The 25,248-nt window shown below is 43.2% G+C and carries 21 protein-coding genes and 3 pseudogenes; 6 read left to right on the forward strand and 18 right to left on the reverse strand.

Annotated features, from left to right (window positions below; genetic code table 11):
- Positions 1-431: 431 nt before the first annotated feature.
- The 3 genes from IPJ86_02920 to IPJ86_02930 all read right to left on the reverse strand — a co-directional run bounded on the left by IPJ86_02920 (position 432) and on the right by IPJ86_02930 (position 2,495).
- Complete coding sequence (locus tag IPJ86_02920) at positions 432-1,307, reverse strand: DMT family transporter (GenBank protein ID MBK7886276.1); 876 nt, start codon at positions 1,305-1,307, stop codon at positions 432-434.
- Between the two features lie 141 nt (positions 1,308-1,448).
- Positions 1,449-2,012, reverse strand: a complete 564-nt coding sequence (locus tag IPJ86_02925; protein ID MBK7886277.1) for a hypothetical protein — start codon at positions 2,010-2,012, stop codon at positions 1,449-1,451.
- 42 nt (positions 2,013-2,054) lie between these two features.
- Entirely contained in the window at positions 2,055-2,495 is a 441-nt protein-coding gene (locus tag IPJ86_02930) for a hypothetical protein (protein MBK7886278.1), read from the reverse strand.
- A gap of 73 nt (positions 2,496-2,568) precedes the next feature.
- Here IPJ86_02930 and IPJ86_02935 point away from each other — a divergent pair, with 73 nt between their 5' ends.
- Positions 2,569-3,486: a hypothetical protein gene (locus IPJ86_02935; protein MBK7886279.1), complete on the forward strand. Its 918-nt coding sequence runs from the start codon at positions 2,569-2,571 to the stop codon at positions 3,484-3,486.
- Between the two features lie 16 nt (positions 3,487-3,502).
- On the opposite strand, the pseudogene recJ reads toward IPJ86_02935, so the two are convergent.
- The 3 genes and pseudogenes from recJ to IPJ86_02950 form a co-directional block, all read right to left on the reverse strand.
- Positions 3,503-5,230, reverse strand: a pseudogene (gene recJ, locus IPJ86_02940) (single-stranded-DNA-specific exonuclease RecJ).
- A 164-nt stretch (positions 5,231-5,394) separates the two neighbouring features.
- Complete coding sequence (locus IPJ86_02945; GenBank protein MBK7886280.1) at positions 5,395-6,450, reverse strand: rhodanese-related sulfurtransferase; 1,056 nt, start codon at positions 6,448-6,450, stop codon at positions 5,395-5,397.
- 114 nt (positions 6,451-6,564) lie between these two features.
- Entirely contained in the window at positions 6,565-7,197 is a 633-nt protein-coding gene (locus IPJ86_02950; protein MBK7886281.1) for a DNA alkylation repair protein, read from the reverse strand.
- A gap of 157 nt (positions 7,198-7,354) precedes the next feature.
- Here IPJ86_02950 and IPJ86_02955 point away from each other — a divergent pair, with 157 nt between their 5' ends.
- The gene (locus IPJ86_02955; protein ID MBK7886282.1) at positions 7,355-7,729 is read left to right on the forward strand and encodes a hypothetical protein; all 375 of its coding nucleotides are present in this window, start codon (positions 7,355-7,357) and stop codon (positions 7,727-7,729) included.
- Between the two features lie 102 nt (positions 7,730-7,831).
- Complete coding sequence (locus IPJ86_02960) at positions 7,832-8,356, forward strand: hypothetical protein (GenBank protein ID MBK7886283.1); 525 nt, start codon at positions 7,832-7,834, stop codon at positions 8,354-8,356.
- 58 nt (positions 8,357-8,414) lie between these two features.
- Here IPJ86_02960 and IPJ86_02965 read toward each other — a convergent pair whose 3' ends face one another.
- Positions 8,415-9,953: a hypothetical protein gene (locus IPJ86_02965; protein MBK7886284.1), complete on the reverse strand. Its 1,539-nt coding sequence runs from the start codon at positions 9,951-9,953 to the stop codon at positions 8,415-8,417.
- Positions 9,954-10,016: 63 nt separating this feature from the next.
- A complete protein-coding gene (locus IPJ86_02970; GenBank protein ID MBK7886285.1) occupies positions 10,017-12,257 on the reverse strand; it encodes a TonB-dependent receptor in 2,241 nt (746 codons plus the stop codon).
- 72 nt (positions 12,258-12,329) lie between these two features.
- Here IPJ86_02970 and IPJ86_02975 point away from each other — a divergent pair.
- A pseudogene (locus IPJ86_02975) lies at positions 12,330-12,982 on the forward strand (metal-dependent transcriptional regulator).
- Positions 12,983-13,601: 619 nt separating this feature from the next.
- On the opposite strand, the gene IPJ86_02980 reads toward IPJ86_02975, so the two are convergent.
- The 10 genes and pseudogenes from IPJ86_02980 to nadB form a co-directional block, all read right to left on the reverse strand.
- A complete protein-coding gene (locus tag IPJ86_02980; protein ID MBK7886286.1) occupies positions 13,602-13,835 on the reverse strand; it encodes a hypothetical protein in 234 nt (77 codons plus the stop codon).
- Positions 13,836-13,888: 53 nt separating this feature from the next.
- Complete coding sequence (locus IPJ86_02985; protein MBK7886287.1) at positions 13,889-14,419, reverse strand: DUF420 domain-containing protein; 531 nt, start codon at positions 14,417-14,419, stop codon at positions 13,889-13,891.
- A 61-nt stretch (positions 14,420-14,480) separates the two neighbouring features.
- On the reverse strand, positions 14,481-15,149 hold the full coding sequence (locus IPJ86_02990) for an SCO family protein (GenBank protein ID MBK7886288.1): 669 nt from the start codon (positions 15,147-15,149) through the stop codon (positions 14,481-14,483).
- 10 nt (positions 15,150-15,159) lie between these two features.
- Positions 15,160-15,525 (reverse strand): cytochrome C oxidase subunit IV family protein, encoded by a 366-nt coding sequence (locus IPJ86_02995; GenBank protein MBK7886289.1) that lies wholly within the window; start codon positions 15,523-15,525, stop codon positions 15,160-15,162.
- 33 nt (positions 15,526-15,558) lie between these two features.
- Positions 15,559-16,383: a cytochrome c oxidase subunit 3 gene (locus IPJ86_03000; protein ID MBK7886290.1), complete on the reverse strand. Its 825-nt coding sequence runs from the start codon at positions 16,381-16,383 to the stop codon at positions 15,559-15,561.
- Between the two features lie 45 nt (positions 16,384-16,428).
- A complete protein-coding gene (locus tag IPJ86_03005; protein ID MBK7886291.1) occupies positions 16,429-17,013 on the reverse strand; it encodes a cytochrome c oxidase subunit 3 in 585 nt (194 codons plus the stop codon).
- 4 nt (positions 17,014-17,017) lie between these two features.
- A pseudogene (cyoE, locus tag IPJ86_03010) lies at positions 17,018-17,904 on the reverse strand (protoheme IX farnesyltransferase).
- 194 nt (positions 17,905-18,098) lie between these two features.
- Positions 18,099-19,484, reverse strand: a complete 1,386-nt coding sequence (locus tag IPJ86_03015; GenBank protein MBK7886292.1) for an undecaprenyl-phosphate glucose phosphotransferase — start codon at positions 19,482-19,484, stop codon at positions 18,099-18,101.
- 497 nt (positions 19,485-19,981) lie between these two features.
- Positions 19,982-20,962 (reverse strand): acyl transferase, encoded by a 981-nt coding sequence (locus IPJ86_03020; protein ID MBK7886293.1) that lies wholly within the window; start codon positions 20,960-20,962, stop codon positions 19,982-19,984.
- Positions 20,959-22,539 (reverse strand): L-aspartate oxidase, encoded by a 1,581-nt coding sequence (gene nadB / locus IPJ86_03025; protein ID MBK7886294.1) that lies wholly within the window; start codon positions 22,537-22,539, stop codon positions 20,959-20,961. The genes IPJ86_03020 and nadB overlap by 4 nt, the downstream gene beginning before the upstream one ends.
- A 119-nt stretch (positions 22,540-22,658) precedes the next feature.
- On the opposite strand from nadB, the gene IPJ86_03030 reads away from it, so the two are divergent.
- Together IPJ86_03030 and IPJ86_03035 are read left to right on the forward strand one after the other, a co-directional pair.
- Positions 22,659-23,312 carry a NifU family protein gene (locus tag IPJ86_03030; GenBank protein MBK7886295.1) on the forward strand — a complete coding sequence of 218 codons (654 nt, stop codon included), beginning with the start codon at positions 22,659-22,661 and terminating at the stop codon, positions 23,310-23,312.
- Between the two features lie 276 nt (positions 23,313-23,588).
- Positions 23,589-25,121: a T9SS type A sorting domain-containing protein gene (locus IPJ86_03035; GenBank protein MBK7886296.1), complete on the forward strand. Its 1,533-nt coding sequence runs from the start codon at positions 23,589-23,591 to the stop codon at positions 25,119-25,121.
- Positions 25,122-25,248: the final 127 nt, after the last annotated feature.

A 25,248-nucleotide genomic window follows, 5' to 3' on the forward strand; every position in this document is an offset into this window, starting at 1 on the left:
GCATACTCAAATCGTATATAATCAGAAAAACATCTCCTGCTTTCGACACGTTACTTGAAACGCTCTTTACCACAGTGGTAATGACTTAAATGTAATATTTATAGATGATTTTAGGTTGTCTCAGCGACGAAAACAGGTGGGATTCAAAATTGATTGATTAAATTCAACTTACTGCGCTTCTTTAAAACTACTCTGCGGCTCTGTGACTCTGCGAGAAACTTCTTCTGTTGTGTTCCTGATGGAAGTCGCGAGCAATATCGGAAAATACTGTTTTGAAACTTTTAGTAAATAAAGATCTCGTCTACATAAAAATTGCCGATTTTACCACTGAGGCACAAAGTTCACTAAGGTATCACGGAGGACTTTTCCTAAAACAATAAAAGATAATGCTTCCAAACATTCTTTATCACGAACGGAATCTCAACTACATTCTATTTAATTTCTACCTCATTTTTCCCGTCTACAGGATTGACTTTGCCGGAGCTTACAAAAACATTTAAAACTACACCGGCAATGACAAGCACGATGCCCAGTAATTCTACCAGCGGGTGTATTTCATCAAATAAAATCCAACCAAATAACAACGCATATACAATGCCCAGATAATTTAAAATCGAAACTTTGGCAATTCGCTCCAGTTGTAATGAACGCGTCAGATGTTCTTGTCCCAACTGTGTAAAAACGCCGACAAGCAAGAGGTAGACCCAATCCATTCCTTCGGGCATTTGCCAGTCAAAAATGGATACAAGTCCTCCTGCTACCGCTCCCAACAACTGAAAATGCAGCACCACCACCAACGGATGTTCCCGCTCCCGCATGGTGCGCACCATATTATAGGCGAGCGCGGAGAAAATAGCGGAAATAATTCCCACCGCTAATAATTCCCAACTGATTTTTGTGTCAATTCCCTTGATCAGCAGAACACCACTGAATGAAAGCGCAAAATAAAACCATTGTACCGGTCTCACTTTTTCTTTCAATAAAAATATAGCGAAGATGGCCGTAAAGACAGGTGATAAATATTGAATGGCGACTGCTGTACCCAACGGCATATGTTGTAGCGTATAAAAAAAAGTAAACAAAGCAATCGTCCCAAATGTCCCGCGCAGGAATAATAACAATCTGTTACTACCTATCCAATCTACTTTCGCACGGTAAAGACTTATAAATCCAATCACGGTGGCGATGCCGCACCTGAAAAACACCAGTTCCATAGTAGGTAAGTGGGCCAACAATTTAACAAAAGCATTCATGAGTGCAAACCAAAAGGTAGCATAGAGCATATGCTTTACACCGGAAGACATCAAGGAACTTTTCATTAAAATGAAATAGCGTTTATGGTCAGGAGTCGAAACATTACGCTGTCATAAATACAACTCCTGCCATGCGGTTTCAAAATGTCTAAAGCCGCTCTGTGCAAGCAGCCGCAATTCAAATAAACACATGTATTAATCTTTAACATACCGCACTGAAAATGCATTCGCTCTCCGGTAATATATATTGGTGATCACCGGGCTATTGGCAGAAAACATACGGGCGTAGGCGGTTTGTTCTCCTTTTACGGTGGAGGTCCAGTAAAAACCCTGTTCACCTTTTTTTCCGAAAAGATCACTCGCACTGTTGGCACTTCGGTAACCCGGCAAGGTGAGTTCCATTCCCGACTTCCCTCCCTTCATGAGCGCTGTGCCTGCGAGCGAATCTCCTCCATAATGATCGATCAATGCCTGCCATTCTTCGTCTGTAGGGAGATGCCATCCTTTCGGACAAACGGCCATCGCGCTGCTAAAAAAATACAACCGCCCCTGCTCCTTGTTGGCAACAGAATCCCGTTCGTACCAAAAGCTATTGGGTGCAGGAATACTTATATTCTTCTTCATCCATACCTGATCTCCAATGCGAACAGTGTCGGAAGGCAGAATCTTCCAGTCGCCGAGTGCCGCCGGACCGGAATAAATGAAGCTGACGGAACAAAGTAAAATCAGAACAAAGAATTTTAAACGGGGGTGAATCATATTTCAATGGTTTTGCATTTCTTTTTTACTACTCGCTCTGCACTATTCGAGAATAATTTTACTATCGGTATCAATATTCGTTCTGGGGTCAAATCTGAATTCTACAAATCCGGCTTCCTCTTTTTTCTTGTCGACAGGCACTTTCACCCTGCCCATCTCCGCACCTTTTTTATCGAATGCCTTTGCTGTAATCATTCCATTAAAGTCGGTATTGAAAATCATGTACACGGTTAAGATATTATCATGACCACTGGAATCATTGAGGCTGACTTTTCCCAGCGAAATTCCGGCAGCCTGAAGCGGTGCACTCAATTCCATTTTCACTTCAAACGCCCGTTCTACTCCGCTGCTGATACCGGAGGCAAACTCACCTACGGTCTGCCCTGCCACATCGCCCGCCTGATTAATTTTTTCTTTGACATCGCCCGAGGAACAGGCGGAGACAAGCAATACAAGGAGAAAGAATACAGGCAGGATTTTCATAGCAGATTTCTTCCCCGAAATTATGCATTTGATATAAACCGGCGGTAAAGAAAATTTTAATTATGTTTGAAAAATGCAATTCCGATTATTCATCGTTGCGCTATGCTTCCTTTCGGCTTCTCTAAAAGCTCAGCCTGTTTTTGATGTGTTTCAGTTTCAATATCAGTATTCTAACCCTACTACGCTGTTAAATAAACCAGAAGGTCAGGATGCAGTTTTGAATTTTTTTCAGAGTCAGTCGAATCTGCCTGTAAAAATCAGCCCGCGGGATGTGTTGGTGTTGAATCCATCTTATGAACGAAGAAGGATAAATACAGGCAGCAACAACTTACTGTCGCCTCACGGACCTACCTATAAAGAACTGGACGTTCAATCCCTGTCATTTACTGTTTCGAATCAGCATACTTTCAGTGATACAACCGCTCAGCTACTCGCAGCTGCAGCCATACGACATTATGCCGACATCCGGCTGTCTCCGGCAGAGAATACACTTACGCCTGCATTCGCATTGCTGTATTCGAAAAGAACAAGTCAGCGCTTTGCCTGGAAACTGGGAGCCTATTACAGCAAGGAGTTTTTCGGAAATCTTTGGCTGCCTCTTGTGGGATTCGACTGGAAGATTTCAGACCGCCTATGGTGTTGGGGTATACTTCCGCGCTATGCAGTGATGGATTACACCATTACACCTTATTGGCATTCCTGCATCAATTATAAAGGGGTCACCGATTCTTATCGCCTCCCGGAGGAGGATTGGTTTTCCATTGTGGAAGGTCAGTTGAGATGGTCCAATGATTTTTATATTCCGCGAACAGGATTGATGATGACAGTGGATGTGGGACATAGCATCGCCCGAAAATTTACAGCCTATGAGGCAACACGGTTTTCAAAAGATAAGGCCGAAGAAATAGATGGATTCATTCTTCGTGCGGCAATAGTCTGGAGAGTGGTGTTGAATAAAAGTTTCTCCACTCCTGCTTCAACAGTACAATGAGTTCAGCAGGATAATTTTAAGAAGCGAGCACTTCCTGCTTTAGAAATTTTAAATCTTTAATATTCAACTGAAGTGTAGTGCGTCCATTAAACGTATTTTCTTCCACATGATAGACCACATCAAAACATTCCTGCGTCTCTACTTTTGGATGATGATGACCTAACTGGAAGGCGATACCGTCAAACATGCCTTTATGGATTTCCTCCTGCGTCAGACTTAACTTCAGGTGATTGTTCCCTACTACTCTGCCGCGCCCGTTGTCACGCACACCACTGGTTCTGAAAATGGGAGCCATATTACCGGGCCCGAAGGGGGCGAACTGTTTCAATATTCTGAAAAAAGATGGAGTGATGTCCTTCAGGTTCAGTTCCGCATCAATTTCAATCTCACGGGTCAGCATTCGGTCTTCAATGGTAGCTTGCACCACTTCTTCAAAGCGACGACTAAACTCCTCCACATTTTCTTCCTTCATCGTGAGTCCGGCGGCATACATATGTCCGCCAAACTGCTCGAGCAAATCACTGCAGCTTTCGATGGCATTGTACACATCAAAATCCTTCACTGATCATGCGGAACCGGATACATGTCCATTGCTCTTAGTAAGGACGATGGTGGGGCGGTAATACTTATCCGTTAGTCGCGATGCAACGATACCAATCACGCCTTTGTGCCATTCCGGGTGATAAACAACAGTAGATTTTCTTTTGATGAAATTTTCATCGTTTTCAATCTGTTGCAAAGCCTGATCGGTAATTAATGCATCGAGGCTTTTGCGTGTGGTATTTTGTTCATTGATATCATCGCCAAGAAAATTGGCCAAATCTTCTTTCTTCTGAATCAATAATTCCACCGCTTTTACACCATGTTCTATTCGTCCGGCGGCGTTGATGCGCGGGGCAATGGTAAAAACAATTTCATTGATGGTTAAATCTTTCTTGATTCCTCCCAGTTCAAGAATCGCCTTTATACCGGGACGTGGTTCTTTATTAATTTTCTGCAATCCGAAGAAAGCAAGTATGCGATTTTCTCCGGTGATTGGAACAATATCAGCGGCAATGCTGATGGCCACCAAATCCAAAAACTGTTCAAGTTGAACAAAGGGGACATGATTCAACTGTGCAAAAGCCTGAATGAGTTTAAATCCTATACCGCAGCCTGAGAGTTCTTTGTAGGGATAATCACAATCATTTCGCTTGGGATCCAGGACAGCGACAGCATCCGGCAATTCAACACCCGGACGATGGTGATCACAGATAATAAAATCTATCCCGAGTTCCTTAGCATAGGCCACTTTATCGACGCTCTTAATGCCACAATCCAAAGCAATGATCAGCGAATATTTATTTTCTTTCGCCCAATCAATACCTTGTCTGGAGATACCATACCCTTCCTTATAACGGTCAGGGATATAGTAAAACACATTTCCGGAATATCCTTTCAGAAAGGTATAAACTAACGAGACGGCTGTTGTGCCGTCTACATCATAATCACCATAAATTAAAATATGCTCCTTACTTGCCAGTGCCTCTCCTATTCTTGCTATGGCTTTGTCCATGTCCTTCATTAAAAAAGGATCATGGAGATCTTCCAGTGAAGGTCTGAAAAATCGTTTCGCTTCGTCGTAGGTGGTGATTCCTCTTTGCACCATCAAATTAACGAGGATTTTATTGATACGCAATTCAGCCGCCAACCGGTTGACTACATCAGTATCACCTTGAGTCTTCAAAATCCATCTTTTATCCATTTGGTCGGCTGTTAAAAAATCTAAACAAATATATAGTCACTTGAGGGCGACTACACAGCAATTTACGTAAGTTATTGACAAGAAAGGGTGGAATCGTAAAATTCTTAAGGAAAAAAACGGAAAAGCCAAATAATCAACAGAATAGCTAAACTGAAAGCTTCCGGTTATGCCTTTTCAAGACCCTCCCGGAGGATCTTCCGGAGGTCAGGACGCAGGCGGGAACGGTAAACCGACAAGGTATCCTGCTTGATCTTACCTTTTCGGAGGCGGCGTTGTTCTTCTATGGGGAGATGAAAAATTTCCTGACAGGCCGGTGTACAGCAGTGATCAAATTTTTCACCGCAGGAAGTGCATTGTATAAAAAGAAGATGGCAATCATCATTGGCACAATTCACATGATCATCACAAGGCGCTCCACATTGATGGCATTCGCTGATGATATCTTCGGTAATGCGCTCTCCCAATCGCTCGTCGAAAACAAAATTCTTCCCAATGAATTTAGGTGTCAGTCCTTGCTCTTTCACTTCTCTTGCATATTGAATAATGCCTCCATGCAATTGATTCACGTCACTGAAACCATGATGACGGAACCAGGCGCTGGCTTTCTCACAACGGATTCCACCGGTACAATAGAGTAAAATTTTATTCTCCTTTTTATCAGCCACCATCTCCACACTCTTCTCCAACTCCTCACGGAAAGTATCCACTTCCGGACAAAGAGCTCCTTCAAAATGGCCCACTTCACTTTCATAATGATTGCGCATATCAATCACGATGGTTCCCGGTTGTTCCAGTGCTTCGTTGAACTCTTTTGCATTGAGGTGCTTTCCGACATTGGTGACATCAAAGGCATCATCATCCAGCCCATCCGCGACAATCTTTCTCTTCTGTCGGACTATTAATTTGATAAACGATTTCCCATCGTCTTCAACTGCAATTTTCAAGGGCATATTGACCAAATGCGGGTCTTCGTTCAGGAGTGATTTAAAAGCATCAAAATGATGTTCCGGAACATTGATCTGCGCATTCACCCCTTCACGGGCAACATAAATACGACCTAAAATCCCTAAACGCTCCATTCTCAGGTATAAATCGTCACGATAGAGCGCAGGATCTTCAATGATCACATACCTGTAAAAAGACAAAGTAACACGTTTAAAGTCCTCGTTTTCAAGACGTTGACGCAAGGTCGCTTTGTCGTATTTATTGTGAAGGATCATGGAGGGCAAAGATACACCGACTGGCCTATTGAATGCAAACAAGAAACTGGAAATTGAGAAAAATCAGCTATCGACAAATCTATCCGTTCAACTGTATCAAACTTCTCCCCCTGATCAAATGTACTTTGAAGCTTCCTTCACGCTAAGGGGTGACAATTGCTGTTTTTCAAGAAAGGACTTTACCGCAGCCGGGTTTGATTTACTGTACTGACGCAAGGCCCAGCCAATAGCTTTGCGAATAAAGAATTCTTTCTCCTTCGCATAGCGTGAACAGAGTTGAAACAAGAGCTTTTCATCGGTATTCTTTCCATACTTCAACTGAAAAATGATTGCCGTGCGGTGCAGCCAGAAGTTGTCAGTCGCCGTCCACTTTTTAATGGTCGGTGCTATCAATTCGGGATAACGGCGAAACAATTCTCCAATAAGATTGGACGCCAAAAAATCGACGGTATCCCACCAGGATTTATCAGTGACCATGTGCTCAAAAACGGGGAGGTGTTCCGGTTGAAAGTTCTTGCTTTTAACTTTGCAAAACTCCATCGCCATATACTGAAACTCTCTGTAGGGAAGTTTCCATAATTGCTGAACGATGAGCACCCATTCCCTATCAGGAATCGATCTGAATTCAGATGTAAATTTTTTCAGGACGATTTCTCTTGACGGTTTCTTCACCCCTAAAAATTCAAACTGATCACGCATATAGGCTTTCATACCGATTGCTGTTTCTTCGTCACTGAAACGATGCATTTCCTCTTCAACTGACTGTACAAATGGATGCTTTTTCATGAGGCAAAAATACCAATAGGATTAAACTTTCATGAAATAAGCAGATCTCGAGTAAAACTGACAATTATCATTACAAACAACTTGATAATTGCTCCGGCAATGCTTAATTTTGGAACACATGAAAAAAATATTTCTTTATTGGCTGATTGTCTATTTTGGTATGGGAAATATTTTTCTACTGCAGGTTATAAAGTTTCCTGATCTGAACAATCATTATCAATTGCATTTCCAAAGCGATGCACTCACTCTTTTTGAATTTCTGAATTTACATTATAACACCAGGGAAGATGAAACCGACAAGGATCTTGCTGCCGACAATGCCCTGCCATTCAAGTCATCTGTCTCAGGGGAAAAGCCTTTTAATTCTTCCCCACCGGAGAATCGTCAGGAGGTGGTAATTCATACCCCTGCACAACTATTGCTTTTAGTCAGAGTCACCACGGATGAAGGTCAACAACTTCAATCCGATATTTTCCAACCTCCACGTTGCTGATTTTTCACCAATAAAATTTACAATAAATTTAGCACTTCTAAAGGGAAGCTTACTTCCTGTATTCGTCTATTCCCGGAAGTCAAACAATTAAAAAACAAAAAAATGGATTTAACACATCTTCATCTCCTCTTAAATCACTTCCCCATCATAGGAACTATTATAGGAATTGCGCTCATGGTCTATGCGCTATTGTGCAAACAAAGGATCATTCAAAACGCTGTATTGGCTATATGGGTAGCCATGGCGATCATTACTATACCGGTTATGAAAACCGGTGAAGAAGCCGAAGAAACTGTAGAAAACATAGCCGGCATTACTGAAGCAAGCATTCACGCTCATGAAGAAGCGGCAGAACTCGCGTTATGGCTTATGATCACACTCGGCATTGTTTCTCTTGCAGGACTCCTCCTTAAAAACAAAGATGCAAACAAAGCGAGCCTGTTTACAAAACCGGCCTTCGTGCTTTCACTGGTTGTCTTCGCAGCAATGGCGCGTACCGGGTATTTGGGCGGACAAATCAGACATACGGAATTGCAGGGCATAACATCCGCTATACCGGCTGGAGAGTATAATAGCTCTCCTGCACCGGGTGAAACACCTGCTTCATCATCCGAAGATGACGATTAACAAAAAACAAAAGGGCTGCATTGAAACATCATGCAGCCCTTTTAAATCGAACTTTCATTCAAAGACTTGCCACAAAACTCTGCAGCTGGTCCATCGTTACAGTTGAGAATTTTGTTCCCGACACGGGCGTTCCATCGGCTACTCCTTTACATTTAGCAACCATTAACTCCCCTTTCGCATTGTAATCGAAAAACAATACATTAAATGCTTCATTAGCGGGTACTCCTTTAAACACCATGCGGTCCGGATGTCGAACACCGGGAAGGAATGCACGAAAGCTGCTTGTTGCAAGCTGCACACTACCTCTAAATCCTTCGGGCAAAAAAACAATAACATCTTTTCTTTCTTCCAAATTGACAAATCGATCACAATTAATCCAGCCCATTCGTGTCATCTGCAATGCATAATTGGTCACCATACTCATCTCTGTCGCATTTGATGCAATGACTGTCTGATTTTTACCTTTCTTTTTCAGGGCTGCGATGAAGTTATGGCCTTTCGTTGCCAGTCGCAGATAAAAAGTACTGGCATAACGTATATCATCGTGTTCATCAATGTGCTTCGGATATCGTGATTTATCCCAGAAGTTTTTTGTAGATAAACGAATCAAAGAATCGAGTACGACATTATCAGAGGGGATAATGACCAATTCATATCGGGCATTCTCCAATAGTCTCATATTCACTTCTACGCGTGTAATATCAAATACACTTTTCCATAACAACTTATCTGCCTTCACTAAATCACCGTAAACAAAACTTGTCCATGAAGCAGGACGACCTTGTTCCAAATGACGAAATCGTTCCCGTTTAGTTGCACTGGTTACATCCCATATATAACCGGAGACCTTAAGTTCATCCCCTCGGCCCGATCCTGAAGACAAGACCGTAGTGCCTGACCGCGAAACGGTACCGGTCTGACCGCGGGTTGAACTTGTACTTACAGCTGCCCTGTCGGCGGATTCCGGAATCCAGTTGACAACACCATCGGCTTGTTTTTCACCATAAAATATTTGCATGCCCTCTTTCACTTCCTCTGTCCGGAAACTAACGTTAATGGATTTACGAAGTTTCAACGGTTTACCATTAGAAGAAGCATCGCAGTAAAACATCCCGGCAGTCTCGATCATTTCTCCATTACAGGTGGTGGTCAATCCCTCCTTTAAAATAGAGAGATCATCATGGAAACTTTGCAAATGGAACATGATTTTTCCTGAAGGAGCAGAACCATCATCGTGAATAAACGCTCCGGCAGGAATCGCAAGTTCAAGTCCCTGATGATTTGAAAGGATGGTATCACGTTCAGCACTGATCTCATGGTGCATGATATCCGGCAGCAGAAACTCGCTGTATTGTACGGCTGGTTCACGGAGGTAAACCGGAGAAACAGGGGATGGCGCCGGCTCGCGTGTAAATGAAACATCCTGCCTGTTGTTAAGTTGTTCCGGAGTGACGATTTCTTCCGTAGGCCGCTGTTCAGAAACAGTGACAACATCGGGCAAGATTTCGTCTTTCTTCTCCTGATCCTTGTTGCTGTTACAGGCTGCCAATATCATAAGACAAAGCAATGCCGTTCCGCTGGTAGAGTGGGTGTTCATGGTGTGTAGGTTTGCAGAAAAAACGAACCGACATACCGGTTTCGTATATCTTCTATAAAAAAATCACCCCAAAGTATACCTGCAACCTATAAAAACTCTGGTACCCATTATTGGCGCATAGTTGTAAGAGGGATCGAAGGTATACCCGTAAGGATTATTCACATCGATAAATTTATCAAAGGGATCAAAGGGTCGTAAAATGGGGTCTTCCGGAATAAAATTCAACATGTTCTTTAGTCCGGTATAGAATTCCCAAGGGCCGCTTCTTCTGGTGACCTGTACATTCATGATAGCAAACCAGGGTGATTTCTGAGGACGATAATCATTCGGCACGACGGGCAGATACATAGGGCCCGTTAGTTTTCCGGTAATGTCAATCAACCATCTTCCTCCTTTGGCTGTCCAGGTCAACCCGCCTACTCCACTCCACGACGGCGCGTGCAATTGCTTTGTACGGTGTTCCCTCTCCACCTGATAGACCTCCAGAAAAGTCACGCCGACGTTCCCGCGCAAAGTTCCCGTTGATGCAAAATCAAGGTTCAGACTCGCCCCTTTACTGATCGCATAGCCATCCAGGTTTTTGTAGATGATGCGCTGCGGATCCGTTAAAAAATCACCGGTGATACGGTTAGAGAAATAAGTATAAAATACAGAAGCATCTATATTCATGATGCCCCAAACCGGTTGCAATTGTCCGGTATAATTCAGATTTATATTCCAGCTCTGCTCCGGCTTTAGTGATTCTACAATTTCCACATCACGCGCACCACTCAAGGCAGCATGGTCTTCGGTAAAGAGGTTCACTACACGATAACCGTTTCCGGAACTCAAACGCATCGAATGAGAGGCACTCCACTTATACCGGGCTGCCAATCGCGGAGAGAGCACCATGCCATGTTCTTTGTGAAAATCCGAACGTATCCCACCCAGTAATGCCAGTTGATCGGTAAGGCTGAATTCATCCTGTATAAAAACTCCGGCCAGTAAACTCTTCATCGGTGCATTGGTCATCTGCAGGGAATCGCCGGTAGCAGTACCCGGAGTATTGTCATCATAAAAGGTATAACGGACAGGCAGCCCCGTCATCAGCTCATGTCGTCCCATCTTCTTCGTCCACCGGAATTGAAGAAAACTCACCGCTTGTACCGCATCAAAAGAAACGATACCATACCAGGAATCCTGAACATGACGGTTGAAGGAAAAGTCAGTGGTGATAATTTCATCTTTTATTTTAAAACCATACTGCCCGATCGCCTCCACCCTCGAGGTATACACCGACTCTCCATAAATCGAATCCGATCCTCTCCACTCCGACGACCATTGCATCTCTCCTCCCCAGCGGTCTTCATAAAGATAGCGCAATGCGATTTGAACCGGCAAGGTATCCTTCCTGCTATATGACCATTTATTAAAAACAGAAACTCTCTTCTGCAAGGTAACATCCGTAAAATTATCATCATTGATATCACGCGCATTGGAAAAATGAAAGGTGTTCACTCCCAGTAATGAGCTCCATCTCCCGGCTTTCCACTTCCCGGTCACATCCAGATTCACCTCACCTGTTGAAGTGGCATTCAGCTCCGTAAAAAAGCGCGGAACAGCATGTGGCTCCTTCGTGATAATATTGATGAGTCCGCCCATCGCCTCTGAACCATAGAGTGTACCGGCAGGACCTTTTACAATCTCTATGCGACGAATAATAGCATTCGGAATTCCACTCAGGCCATAAACAGAACTCAGACTACTCACGATCGGCATTCCATCTATCAACACCATCGTATAAGGACCTTCCATTCCGTTGATATGAATATCGCCTGTATTGCAAACGTTGCAGTTTATTTGTGGCTGTACTCCATTCACCATATGCAAGGCTTCGAAGACACCCGGTGTGGGATTTCGTTTAAAGAAAGAAGGATGATACACTTCTACCGGTATCGCGGACTCCAGACGCTCCACGGGATTCAATGTTCCGCTAATCACCACTTCTTTTAAAGCGCTGGTCTCTCCTTTCAGGTAAAAATCAAGTGATGTCTTCACGCCATCCACCACCTTCACTTCCTTCCGGTAGATTTGAAAGCCCAGTGCTTTTACTTCGATCTTCTGCACCCCGGCAGGCAAATCATCCATGACATAAAATCCATTACTATCCGATGTCGCTCCGATTCCCAATGCAGGAATCCCAATCGTAGCAAAGGGTACAGGCTTGCCATCGTCATACACACGACCACGCAAGCTTCCTTGCCCATATAAAAACTGAATTGATGGTAAGAGGAAAACTCCTACCAGTAAAATCATCCGTGTCATAAGGCAAATATACATTATTTTGTTAGATCAACCTAACTTTTATTGTTTGAAAATCCTTTCTATATTTGTAAAATGCTGACCAACACTGAAGAAAACTATCTGAAAGCCCTGTTACACCTGATGCTGCAATCGGGGAATAACGAAACGGGAACCAATAAACTGGCGGAGCATCTGGGCATAAAACCGGCTACGGTGAACGACATGCTGAAAAAGTTAAAGACGAAGAAGCTGGTCATGTATGAGAAATACGGGAAAATCAAACTCTCCAAAGATGGGCGTAAACAAGCCTTACTGGTGATCAGAAAGCATCGCTTATGGGAGACCTTTTTATACGAAAAGCTACAGTTCTCCTGGGATGAAATTCATGAAGTCGCGGAACAGTTGGAGCATATTCAATCTGAAAAACTCATTGAGAAATTAGAGAAATTTTTAGGTTATCCTCAGGCAGATCCACATGGCGACCCGATACCGGATGCAAAGGGAGAAATGAAAACGTATCAGAAAACATCACTTCTTGAAATTCCTGTGGGCAGTATCTGTCAGTTGGTCGCGGTAAAGGACAATTCAGCGATGTTTCTGCAATATGTCTCTGAACTGGGGATCGGATTAAAAACAAAAATTAAAATAATTTCAAAATGGATTTTGACGGCTCACTGCGCATTGAGGTAAACAGGAAGCAACACAATGTCTCTCAAAAATTCGCAGAAAATCTACTCGTCAAATAAGTGCTATTACATCCTAACTTACATCTTCATTCACTGATGAAAATAAAGTCATCTTAATTCAACCGATTAATTGAATGGTTTTCTAACTTACCCGCACTAAGAGCAGGTAAAATGGAAATTAGAGTGATTAAAACACCATCCTGAGCAGTAATGATTCCAAACTTAAACGCTGCGTTCGCGGCGGAATCGCGGCGATCGCTGCGTTTAAACAGAAGGGTTAATTATCAGAATATTCTTTTTATTTAAAACTAAGATTATTTACGGTTAAAAATAAAGTCGATTTTAGGGGAAAAAGCGAAAATATACATCTTCCAAAAGATGCGTCAAGTTTTCGGTCAAGCTCATTGTACGCAACGTATTCCCTTTGGACTTCGAAGCTTTATAGAAGTATTCTCCGTTTATCCATGCCAACTGACCGAAGCTCAAAAAGGTAAGGCTACCGAACGAAGCTGTATCGCTGGTAGGGTTAAAGCGGTAAACACTATTTCCTTGTCTATCTATATCATTTGCTAGATTGAAATTGAACACACCGCACTAATTGGTACAAGTCAGGACATAATGTCTCTCAAAAACTTGCTGAAAATCTAAAAGTAAAATAACCGCAACTACCTCTAAAAAATCAGGAAGCTTTTTCCTTCTTATTATTCTTCCACCAGATATAACCGGCGACACCACCCATCAAATAGGGAACCGACATCAGGTATAAAATGCCGGTATTCAACCCACGACCTTTCTTCTCCCCGTTCTCCAATCCGGATTCTGCCACACGTTTGCACATAGAGCATTGAGCAGAAGCCTCCTGCTGAAGCATTAGAAATACCGAGAAGATGCTGATGACGATTAACTTTTTCATGGCTTCCATTTATCTTTCACAAAGGTAAGTAACACCACCTCTGATTTGCAAGTTTAAAATTTATAATAAGGGGAAATCATCAGGTAAACAATCACCCCGGTACTGGTGACGTACAGCCAGATCGGGAAGGCCCACCTCACCAGCTTTCGGTGTTTTTGCACCTGATTGCTCAACCCATACCAGAAAGAGACCAGAATCATGGGCAATACGAGAGCGGCCAGGATGATATGAGAAATCAGAATAGTAATATAGAGGGGACGTAGGGGATGCTCTGCCGGAAACTTTGTCTCTTCGCTCAGCCAATGATAAGTAACATAGGAAATGAGGAACAAACTGGACAAGACAAAAGTGAGAAGATTGAGTTGCTTGTGACGGGCTACATCCTTTCTCTTAATCGCTTTTAAGGAGAGCAACAGCAGAACGGTACATGAGCCGTTAATGATGGCATTCAGCATGGGCAGGTAGGCGGCAAATGCAGGCATCGGCTGCGGTCGGGGTAAGATTTTGCTATCCAGAACCAGTACAAGTAGAAAAACGAAGATGGAAAGCGCCATCACTATCCGGAAGACCGTTCTTTCTTTCACCTGATCAATAGTTGCCATAATTTTAATTGCTAAACAAATTTAAACGCTTGCGGGTTTTAAATCAGCGCGAAGGATTTGCATATTCATTTTTCAGTGCAGCAATATCTTCCATCAGCTTCTTCACTTCAAAATGATTGGTGCCATCGTAAATACCCCGAATGCGCTTTTCCTTATCCATCAGCAAAAACTGTTCGGAATGCAGGAAAGCATCTTCACCTCCACTTCCCTCCAGCGCATTGAGAAAATAACTGTTTCGCGCGAGACTGTAAATCTGCTCTTTATCACCGGTAAGAAAATACCATTTCCCCGGAATGGCATTGTGTTTGGCTGCATATTCTTTTAAGCGGGCAGGGGTATCATTACCCGGATCGACAGTAAACGAAAGAATGACCACTTCATCGTCTTTCTTAAAATTATGCTGAACCCGCATGAGCTGATTCGACATTTTAGGACATATGGTTTTACACGTACTGAAGAAAAAATCCACTACATAAATTTTTCCATCTGTAATCTTTCCGGTGACAAGGTTACTATCCGAATCATATAAAGAAAAGTCACCGGCGGTATGATAAACCGTGTCGATGACTTCCTTACCATTAATGATCTTTTTTACCGGCTCCTTCGGACCAAATATTTCCATCTTCTCATATTTATTCTCTCCTGTCTGCAGCAACAAATACAGGGCGGAAGGAATAATAAACAGTAAAGCAAGAATCAGAAATTTTTTCACTCGGGGAGGATCAGAATATGCTATCCCAGATATTCAGATATGTACCTTCTGCCAGCGCCATACCAATCAGATAAACAATCAGCACGAAGGGCAGAATAATCGTATAGACAAAACTCAACTTCTCATGCTTAAGATGCATGAAGAACGCAACGATAAAGTACGCTTTTACGATAGTGAGCACAATGAAGGTAATCACAAGAATACCATGTGCAATGGGGGCGAAGGCGATGGCTACTTCAAAAATCGTAATGAACAAGAGTATCCAGAATGTTCTCCAGATAACCGAACGGTTCTTTGGATCATAATGTTCTTCAACGAACTGATTGTGTATATCGCCGGTATAGTAGCCGTGAGGCTTTGAATGATTATCTGACATACGAAGGTTTTAAGCTGTAGTATTTAATTTTAATTACACGAGATAGAAGAAGGTGAACACGAATACCCATACCAGATCCACGAAATGCCAGTACAATCCTGTTTTTTCAATATGCTCATAATGTCCGCGGCGGGAATACACACCGGCCAGTACATTCAGGAAGATGATAATGTTAATCATCACCCCGGAGAATACGTGGAATCCGTGGAAGCCTGTAATAAAGAAGAAGAAATCGGCAAAGAGCGGATGTCCGTACTCGTTATGCGTCAGGTTGGCACCATGGATATGTTCAGACTTGGCTTTAATGGCTTCTATAGCTGACTTATCAGAGATCAAAGTATAGTCAGGAGCAACGAGCGATCCGGCAGGAGGATTACTGGCGTGTAACTGATACGCATTGGAGACATCTCTGTAAACAGAACCATCAGGCGCCAGATAAGCACCTACTTCCGTTCCATGAATAAAGTGATACCACTCCCAGGCCTGTGAGCCAAGGAACATAAATCCGCCGATGATGGTGAGAAACAACCAAACAGCGACACCTTTATTATCACGACGATGTCCGGCATCTACAGCCAGCACCATGGTCACCGAACTCATGATCAGAATGAAGGTCATTAAACCTACATAAGCGAGGGGGATATGTCCTTCTACAAAAGGAAAGTGTGTAAAGACATCGTTCGCTTTCGGCCAAACAGCCTCGAAGCGGTGACGCATTGCACCATAAGCGATAATTAATGAGGAGAAGGTAAATGCATCCGACACAAGGAAGAACCACATCATCATTTTTCCCCAACTTACGTTGAAGGGTGAACGTCCACCATTCCACATACTTTTGGTTCCGGTTTCCTGGGTCATCGTAGCTTCTGCAGCCATACTTTATTCAGATATTAGGTTGATTAATTAGCGATAGATGGCCAAAAATACAAATAAATATATCCAAAGGCCATCCAGAAAGTGCCAATAAATTGCACAAAGTGAAATACCCAGATAATTAGAGGAATTGTATTTTTCGCGGATTGATTTTGCACCGGTTATGATGAGTCCCAGAATGCCGAAAGCGATATGGGCCAGATGTAATCCGGAGAGCGCAAAGAAGAAGGATCCGGAAGGAGTGGTCTTGTCGACGAAATGTACGCCATTCTTTATCAATTCATTCCATCCAATAAACTGGGTGAAAACGAAGGCCAGCCCCAAACCCAGCGTGATGATCAGGAAAGTTTTGATTTCCTGAAACTGGTCTCTTTTCGCCGCTCGCAAGGCCAGGTGCATCGTCACGCTGCTCAGCAAAATAATTACCGAGGAAATATAAAACGCCGAAGGGATTTCAAAAAATTTCCAGTTTCCCTCCGCTTGCCGAACGATATATCCGGAAGTAAGGCCGGCAAATAACATAATTATACTCCCAATGCCTAATCCCAGGAGAATTTTCTCAGAAGGAATTTTGGGCTTACTTACACTTTCGTTGTCAACTACCATCTCTGCCATCTTCTTACAATTTATCAATTACCATTATAATTTGAACTACAGGTAAATAAACAAAGGAGCCAAACATTAGTTTTCGGGCAGATTCCATATCACAGCGAATGAAGAGCTGGAAAGCGAGCCATAAAAAATACAGACTCACGGCAGATATCACCACCACGGTCAGCCATCCGGTCAAACCAAAAATATAGGGCATGAAACCGAGGGGCAATAAACTCAAGGTGTAAAGCAAGGCCTGGAATGCGGAATCCTTATCCCTCTCCCCTGTAGGCAACATCTTAAATCCAGCCTTTTTATAATCATCATCCAACACCCAGGCGATCGCCCAGAAATGCGGAAACTGCCATAAAAACTGAATGCTGAACAAGAGCCAGAGCCCATTCCGAACGAACCCGTGGCAGCTACCCAACCCAGCAAGGGCGGAATGGCTCCGGGAATTGCGCCTACAAAAACCGCGAACGGACTGCGTCGCTTCAGCGGAGTATAGGCTAAGGTATACAATACGATAGAGAGTAATCCGAGAAATGCACTGGCTGAGTTAATGAACCATCCGAGTAAAAAAACACCTGTCGCTCCAAAGATGACACTTGCAATAATGCCTTCGTGCACACTCATTCTTCCGTCGGGAATGGGCCGACCTGAAGTACGTGCCATCATTTTATCCAAATCCCGCTCTATAATCTGATTGAATCCGTTCGCGGATGCCGTGGTTAAAAATCCTCCAATGATAAGAAGGATAAACTTACTCCAGTTGACCTGATCCGCACCCATTAAGTAGGCCATGGCTGCCGAAAAAACCACGAGTCCCGCTAATCGTAACTTGCTGAATTGCGCATAGTCGGAAAGCTTAGCTCCCAATGACTTAGGCTTTACGAGTACGATAGTCTGTTCCATGAGGGCGCAAAAGTAGATGATACACGCGCAACCAGCAAGTTTTAAGGGAGTGAATTAATGAAGCATTGATACTTCTTTTTTAACGGCTAAAAGCAAAGTTTCCTAAAAGCGTATTTTTAAAATGAAAAGTGGTGAAAAACACATCAACAGGATGAAACAAAACCGGGGATATTGTTTCGTCTCTCCTCGTTTCATCAATCCCCGCTATGCTTTCCGGAGATGACCTGTAAGGCGGTGATTATGACAATTTTAATATCAAGTAGCAGGGACCAGTTTTCCAAATACCAGACATCATATTCGACCCGCTTCTCCATGAGCGTATTGTCGCGGGTTTCCCCTCTGAGTCCATGCACCTGCGCCCAACCGGTGACTCCGGGTTTGACGAGATGGCGCACCATGAATTTATCGATGAGCTTGGATGATTCCTCCGTCAGCTTTAGTGGATGTGGCCTCGGACCGACGATTGACATATTTCCAATGAGGGCATTGTAAAACTGTGGCAATTCATCGAGACTGGTCTTCCTTAAAAAGGCACCGATCTTAGTAATCCGTTCATCGCCCTTCCTGGCCTGCAAAGTGTCGGCCTCGTCATTAAGCTTCATGGATCTGAATTTATAGCAATAGAATTCCTGATTGTTTAAACCTGTACGTAGTTGTTTAAAGAACACCGGACCCTTTGAACTCAGTTTTATAAGCGGAGCAAAAATCAATAAGGCCAGAGGAAAGACGATGATGATCACCATCAAGGAGAAGGCGATATCAAAAAGTCGTTTGGAAATACGATTGAAACCATTCTGCAGCGGCTCATTACGAATGCTCAGTACAGGCACAAGGTCGTAGAAATCAATTTTTATCTTCCGGTTTAAAAATCCTCTGTAATCCGGAATCACTTTAAACCGGATCATGTTATTGTCGGCAAAATTCATCATCCGGGTGACGGCATCCGCATCTAATCCGGAAAGAGAGCAATAGATTTCATCAATTTTTTGTGCCAGGGCAAATTCAACCGCATCCTGAACCGATCCCGAAACCTGATGAGGTTCAAGCAAAGTGGATTCATCGCAGAAAACACCCTTGAGCCGGTAGCCGGTTTCGGGGTGATTCTCAAAAAATTTCATCATCTCCTTGGCAGGCTGTCCATTCCCCACAATAATTACTTTCCGATAATTGATTCCCCTCCTTCTTAAAAAGTTGATGAAGAGGGCTATGATTATCCTCCAGATCAGGAAAACGATCGCCCAAACAATGATTTTAATTTCAAGATGGAATACGGGAATGAAGTAATTGTCAAGAAAATACAGAAAGGAGACCAATAAAATACTGAAGAAGCCAATAACCCTGAGCAACTGCGCCACGATTTGTTCAAAGCGCATTCCCCGGTCAATTTCATGGACCCTGATAATTGAAACGCTGATTACCCAGAACAGGTTGATATAGATAAACTGAACAAGGAAGTTGATATCCGCATTGAGCACCGGCCATTTGAAATACAAACTCACCAGACCGAACGTTAAGTTCAGCAGGAAAAAGTCAACGATTAAGTAAATCGTTTTTAGATAGCGCGAGTAGCCGATGGCCATAATTTAATAAAGGGTAAGCAAAATTAGTCACTCTTACGGCCTTTCGGGAGATTATTGGTATAAATTAACTCCTCAACAGGGTGAAAGCGTGATTTTCATAGATGAAAAGGGATAAAGGTCATTTGAATCAGGCTTTTTTATCTTCAAATTACCTGCTTAGAATTCCTGACTTCTACCTGCATTCACGGGTTAAATTAATAGCTTACTGAATTCAGTCAGTTAAATTAATGGTTTTCCGCACTATAGATTGGTATAAAGGAAATTAGAGTTATTAAAACACCATCAAGAACAGCAACGACTCCAAACTTAAACCTACCTACGCTGAAGCTCCGGCAGGCAGGTGCTGCGTTCGCGGCGGGTTCGCGGCGGTCGCTGCGTTTAAACAGATGATTTAGTTATCAGAATATTCTTTTATTCAAAACTAAGATAACCTCAAATTACCGGCGAAGAATTCCTTCATTTGCTGCAATCGCTCATTATGTAAATAACATTTTCTATTAAAAATACATCAAATTGCAGCCGCGTACTTCAGAGTTATCAAAACGTCCGAGTACTTCAAAATGGTTATCGGCATGCATGCGACCGATATCCTCTACCGCGATAAAGGCACTGGAATGCACATTAGCAAGGTCGGTAATGCAGATTCCACCGGTAGACCCGTTGGGAACATAAGCAAAGGGATCATTGATTTCCCGGATACGGACCTTCATCCAGGGTGGACATTGAAATTTACCTTCATCTTTTGAATAGGCCTGCGACAAAAGTTCAGTCATTCCGTATTCAGAATGGATCTGAGGGACATTAAAACCTCTTCGTAATAATTCATGCAAATCTTCGCGTATCATTTCCTGACGCTTCCCTTTCATCCCTCCTGTTTCCATAACGATGAGTTCGGGAAAATCCATTGGAAATTTTTCCGCCATCTCCAGCAAGGCATAACTGACGCCCAATAAAATGGTTCGTTGTTTTTTATCCCTTTGTCGTTTTAATACTTCCGCCAACTGTTCGTATTGATGCATGTAAAAGCCGCTGTCTTCATGCCTGCTCTCACGAATCAGTCGCTCCGTCATAAAGACCAGCGAAGACCCTTTCCGTTCCAGATACGAAGGCAAGAGGGCGAGCAGACAATATTCCCGAATGTCTCCATAAAACAATTCAAAGGCTTTTAGAAAACTTTGTTCATAGATACGAATGTCGGCTACCCGATGCCGTGAGGGGATCTGTCCGGTGGTGCCGCTGCTGGAGAAAATAACATCTGCTGTAGCGCCTTCTTCGCAGATGTCATGTGTTTTAAAAAATGAAACCGGTAAATAAGGAATATCTTCCCAGTGCTGCACCTTTTCCGGATCCACACGAATGGCTTTTAGATAGTCTTTGTAGACGGGAATATGAATACACTGATACCTGAAAACTTCCATGGCTTGCAGGCGGAAAGCTTCCTCTCCGTCAATTGAAAAGCAGGCAAGAGGATCCATCATTTTTTAGCCGGTGCAAGAGGGGATTCCAGATCGGTATTGTAATGGAGTCCGCGGTTTTCAGTGCGAGCCATGGCGGCTTTGGTGATGAGATAACCGATATTAATCATATTCCTCAGTTCACATAAATCGGGAGAAACGATGGTCCGTTCGTATAACGCTTCCGTCTCACCGTAAATGATGCGTAAGCGGTCGAGGGCTCTTTTGAGTCGTGTATTATTTCTAACGATGCCCACATAATTACTCATCAAGGCCTGCACTTCCCTGCGGTTCTCCGTAATCAGAATCATCTCCTTCGGCTTCCCTGTTCCTTCTGCATTCCAGTCGGGAATACCTTCTTTAAAAGAAACATTGCCCAATGCTTTTATACTGTGCAGATAGGCTCTGTGAGAAAACACCACCGCTTCGAGGAGCGAATTCGATGCAAGCCGGTTGGCACCATGCAGACCGGTGCGGGCACATTCTCCGGAGGCATAGAGATGCTGAATATCGCTACAGGCATTTTCATCTACATAAATACCACCGCACATATAATGCGCTGCCGGAGCTACCGGAATAAAATCCTTCAGGGGATCAATGCCAATGCTCAGACATTTGCGGAGGATATTCGGAAAATGTTCTTCAAATTTTTCTCGCTCAATAGGAGTGCAATCGAGATACACATGTTCTCCACCGCTCTTTTTTATTTCATTATCGATGGCTCTTGCTACAATATCACGTGGTGCCAGTGAACCTCTCTCGTCATAGTGCATCATGAATTCTTCGCGATCTGAATTGCGCAAAATAGCGCCTGCTCCTCGCACTGCCTCTGAAATTAAAAAACAGGGACTCTCTCCGGGATGATACAAACCCGTTGGATGAAACTGAATAAATTCCATATCGCGTACCGTACCTTTCGCGCGATACACCATCGCGACGCCATCACCGGTAGCAATGCGCGGATTGGTAGTGGTTCTGTACAATTGTCCGGCTCCACCTGTTGCAATCATGGTGATGCGGCTTAAAATCGTATCTACTTTATTCGTGGTGAGATTGAGCACATAAGCACCATAGCAGGCAATTCCGCCTGAACTTCTGGTGACTTCTTCTCCGAGATGGTGCTGCGTAATGAGATCGAGGGCGAAGAAATGGGTATGCAACTCGATATTCGGATGATGAATAATCTGATCCAGCAAGGTGCGTTCAATCTCCGCGCCGGTGCTGTCCTTGTGGTGGAGGATGCGATGTTCAGAATGACCACCTTCTCGGGCGAGATCAAACTTCCCGGACTCATCCTTATCAAAATCGGCTCCCCAGTGGATGAGTTCCCGAATGCGATCCATGCCCTCCGTAGTCACCATGCGAACAATGCGCTCATCACAAAGTCCGTCACCGGCATCCAGCGTATCGGCGATATGCTTTTCGACTGAATCCGGCGCATAGGTAACTGCGGCAATACCGCCCTGCGCGTACTTGGTATTGGTTTCATCCCGATTCGCCTTGGTGATGATCATTACCTTGCCATGAGCCGCTACTTTCAACGCGTAACTGAGTCCGGCAATACCCGAACCGATGATCAGGAAATCTGTTTTTTGTTGCATGTCAGCGATCTACACATCATTCAATAGAACAATGATTTACAAAAGTACGGTATTGCCTGTTAAAACAATCTGCAGGAAGCATTGTTTTATCACCGTATCTTTGCCGTAATAAAAATAACATGCGACCCATCAATATATACGCTGAGCTGACGCCCAATCCCAACAGCCTGAAATTTGTTGCCGATGTAATGCTCCTGGAAGGCGGTGCGGTAGAATACAATCATCCTTCCGAAGCAGTCAATTGTCCATTGGCGACACAGCTCTTTGCTTTCAGCGGCGTGAACAAAGTTTTCATTACTTCCAATTTCATTACCATCGGCAAAGCCTCCGACATCGATTGGTTTGATATCACCAACATCCTTCGCGAATTCATCCGTGGCTTTCTGATGTCAGATGAAAAACTTTTCCTGAATTCTCCATTGGAAGAAGGACATATTCCCGGGAAAAAATCTCTGGAGAAAGAAAACAACCCTGCGCCTACAGTTGCAAACACGAAAGCCATTGCACCGGAGACAAACACTATCGACACGGCCCCAGATCCTGCCGCAGAAAAGAAGATCATGGAGTTGCTGGATGAGTATATTCGTCCGGCCGTAGAAGGTGATGGCGGCGCGATTGATTTTCGCTCCTACAAAAACGGTGTGGTGAGTGTAGTCCTCAAAGGCGCCTGCAGCGGATGTCCCTCCTCTACTGTCACCTTAAAATCAGGCATTGAAAATCTGCTTAAGCAAATGGTACCGGGAGTGAAGGAAGTGGTGGCTGTTTTAGAGTAATAATGAGATTTTGGTGGGTAATAAATTTTTTGCTTCCAGCTTCCGGCTACCGGCTTCCGGCTTTATGGCATTATTATGATTTATAATGATAAACCCTTGCGTTCCCCGCGTATTCCTCGCGTTCCTTGCGCCTGCCTACCGAAGGTAGGGTTAGGGTAGATTTATCTCAGAGACAACCATCTCATTCACATTGATAAATTGATGACCACAATGACTGTAATGTAACAAGTTAAAGACTTACAGGTTCTATTGAATATTTTCCGTAATTTTATTGTGATGAAAAAATTCCTTTGCGCTTTGTTGTTGATGACTGCGGCTGTTGGGGGTGGGAAGGTGTTAGCGCAAAAATACAAAGGAGATATATGGTGCTTTGGGGACTCGGTTGGTATAGATTGGAGTTCACCGACTAGTCCCACCTTTTTTATGACAGCCAATAAAGGGAGAAGTGGTACTGCAACGTTAAGTGATAGTACCAATGCTTTGAAATTTTATGCAGCATATAATAAGTCTATAAATCAAATAAGGTATGTTTTTTATAACAAATATCATAAAATGATGTCTAATGGTGATACAATTTTCGGCGATGATGGTTATCATTCAATAATTACTATTCCAAATTCTCAAAATGATTCACTTCTTTATGTGTTTACAATTGGAATAGTAGGAATTGTACCATACGGTCTCCATTATTCAATAATTAATTATAAAGCCAATAATGATTCCGGAATAGTAATTCAGAAAAATATTCAGCTCAGATATGAGCCTGCCTTTGATGGGTTAACCGCGGTACGCCATGGCAATGGAAGAGACTGGTGGTTGATATTTAAAAAATGGGATAACGTTTCTTTTACTCCGTCCAATTCATTTTATATATACAAAATTGATCAAAGTGGGATTGTTTTAGATTCTGTTCAGAATATTGGTCCCTTTCACACTACAGGAGGAGGTGCCGCTTTATTTAATTCTACTGGTAATTTATTCTATTTCATAGATTGGAGGGGAGCAATATTCAAATATGATTTTGACCGCTGTAATGGATTGTTTAGTAATCCACTTATAATTGAACCTGAAAGATTACAAGGCCCCTACCCCTATTATTTTTCTTGTGCATTATCATCCGATGAAACTAAATTATATGTAACCTCTTATGCACATGCTAATCCGGGATCCCTTGACACCCTTTATCAGTATGACTTAACTGCTGCTAATATAGGTTCAACCCGCACTCCAGTTTATACATTACCGAACTCTTCAATCGGGATGGGCATGCTAAAATTAGCACCTGATAATAAAATTTATCTGGCAGGAATGGATGAAAATTTTTGGTATCCTTATCCGGATACTGCATATACTCAATACAATACCCACCTCTCCGTCATTAACCAACCCGATTCACTCGGTCTCGCTTGCGATTTTCAACCGTTTAGCTTTTACCTTGGTGGTGCACGTACGTACTTCGGCCTCCCCAACAACCCCGATTACGAACTCGGCGCATGGGTGGGCTCGCCTTGTGATACGCTGAGTGTTGGGGTGGATGATTTTCAACCCCCACAGCAAGTGTTTTTTCAAGCATGGTATAATAGCGAGTGGAATATGATTCACGTAAACGCCTCTAAACTCAAAGGAAGAACGGGGAGTTTACGGTTGTTTGATATTGAGGGAAGGTTGGTGTACGAGAAAAAAATGGAGGTGATAGCGGGAGGGTATGTGACGGGAGAGATACCGATGAATGCGGTGGCGAATGGGGTTTATTTTGTCAATTTAATAACTGATTCGGAAAGTGTCTCGTCAAAAACCATCAAATTTTAGTTGCATAGAGATCGTCGTCCTCGAAGAATTTTTCCTTTTTTACCACTAAGAGCACTAAGGATCACGGAGGAATTTTCTTAACACAAGAATTCTAAATACTTCAAAACATTCATCAATTCATTAATTC

This window comes from Bacteroidota bacterium (assembly GCA_016713925.1).
Taxonomy (GTDB): Bacteria; Bacteroidota; Bacteroidia; order AKYH767-A; family OLB10; genus JAJTFW01.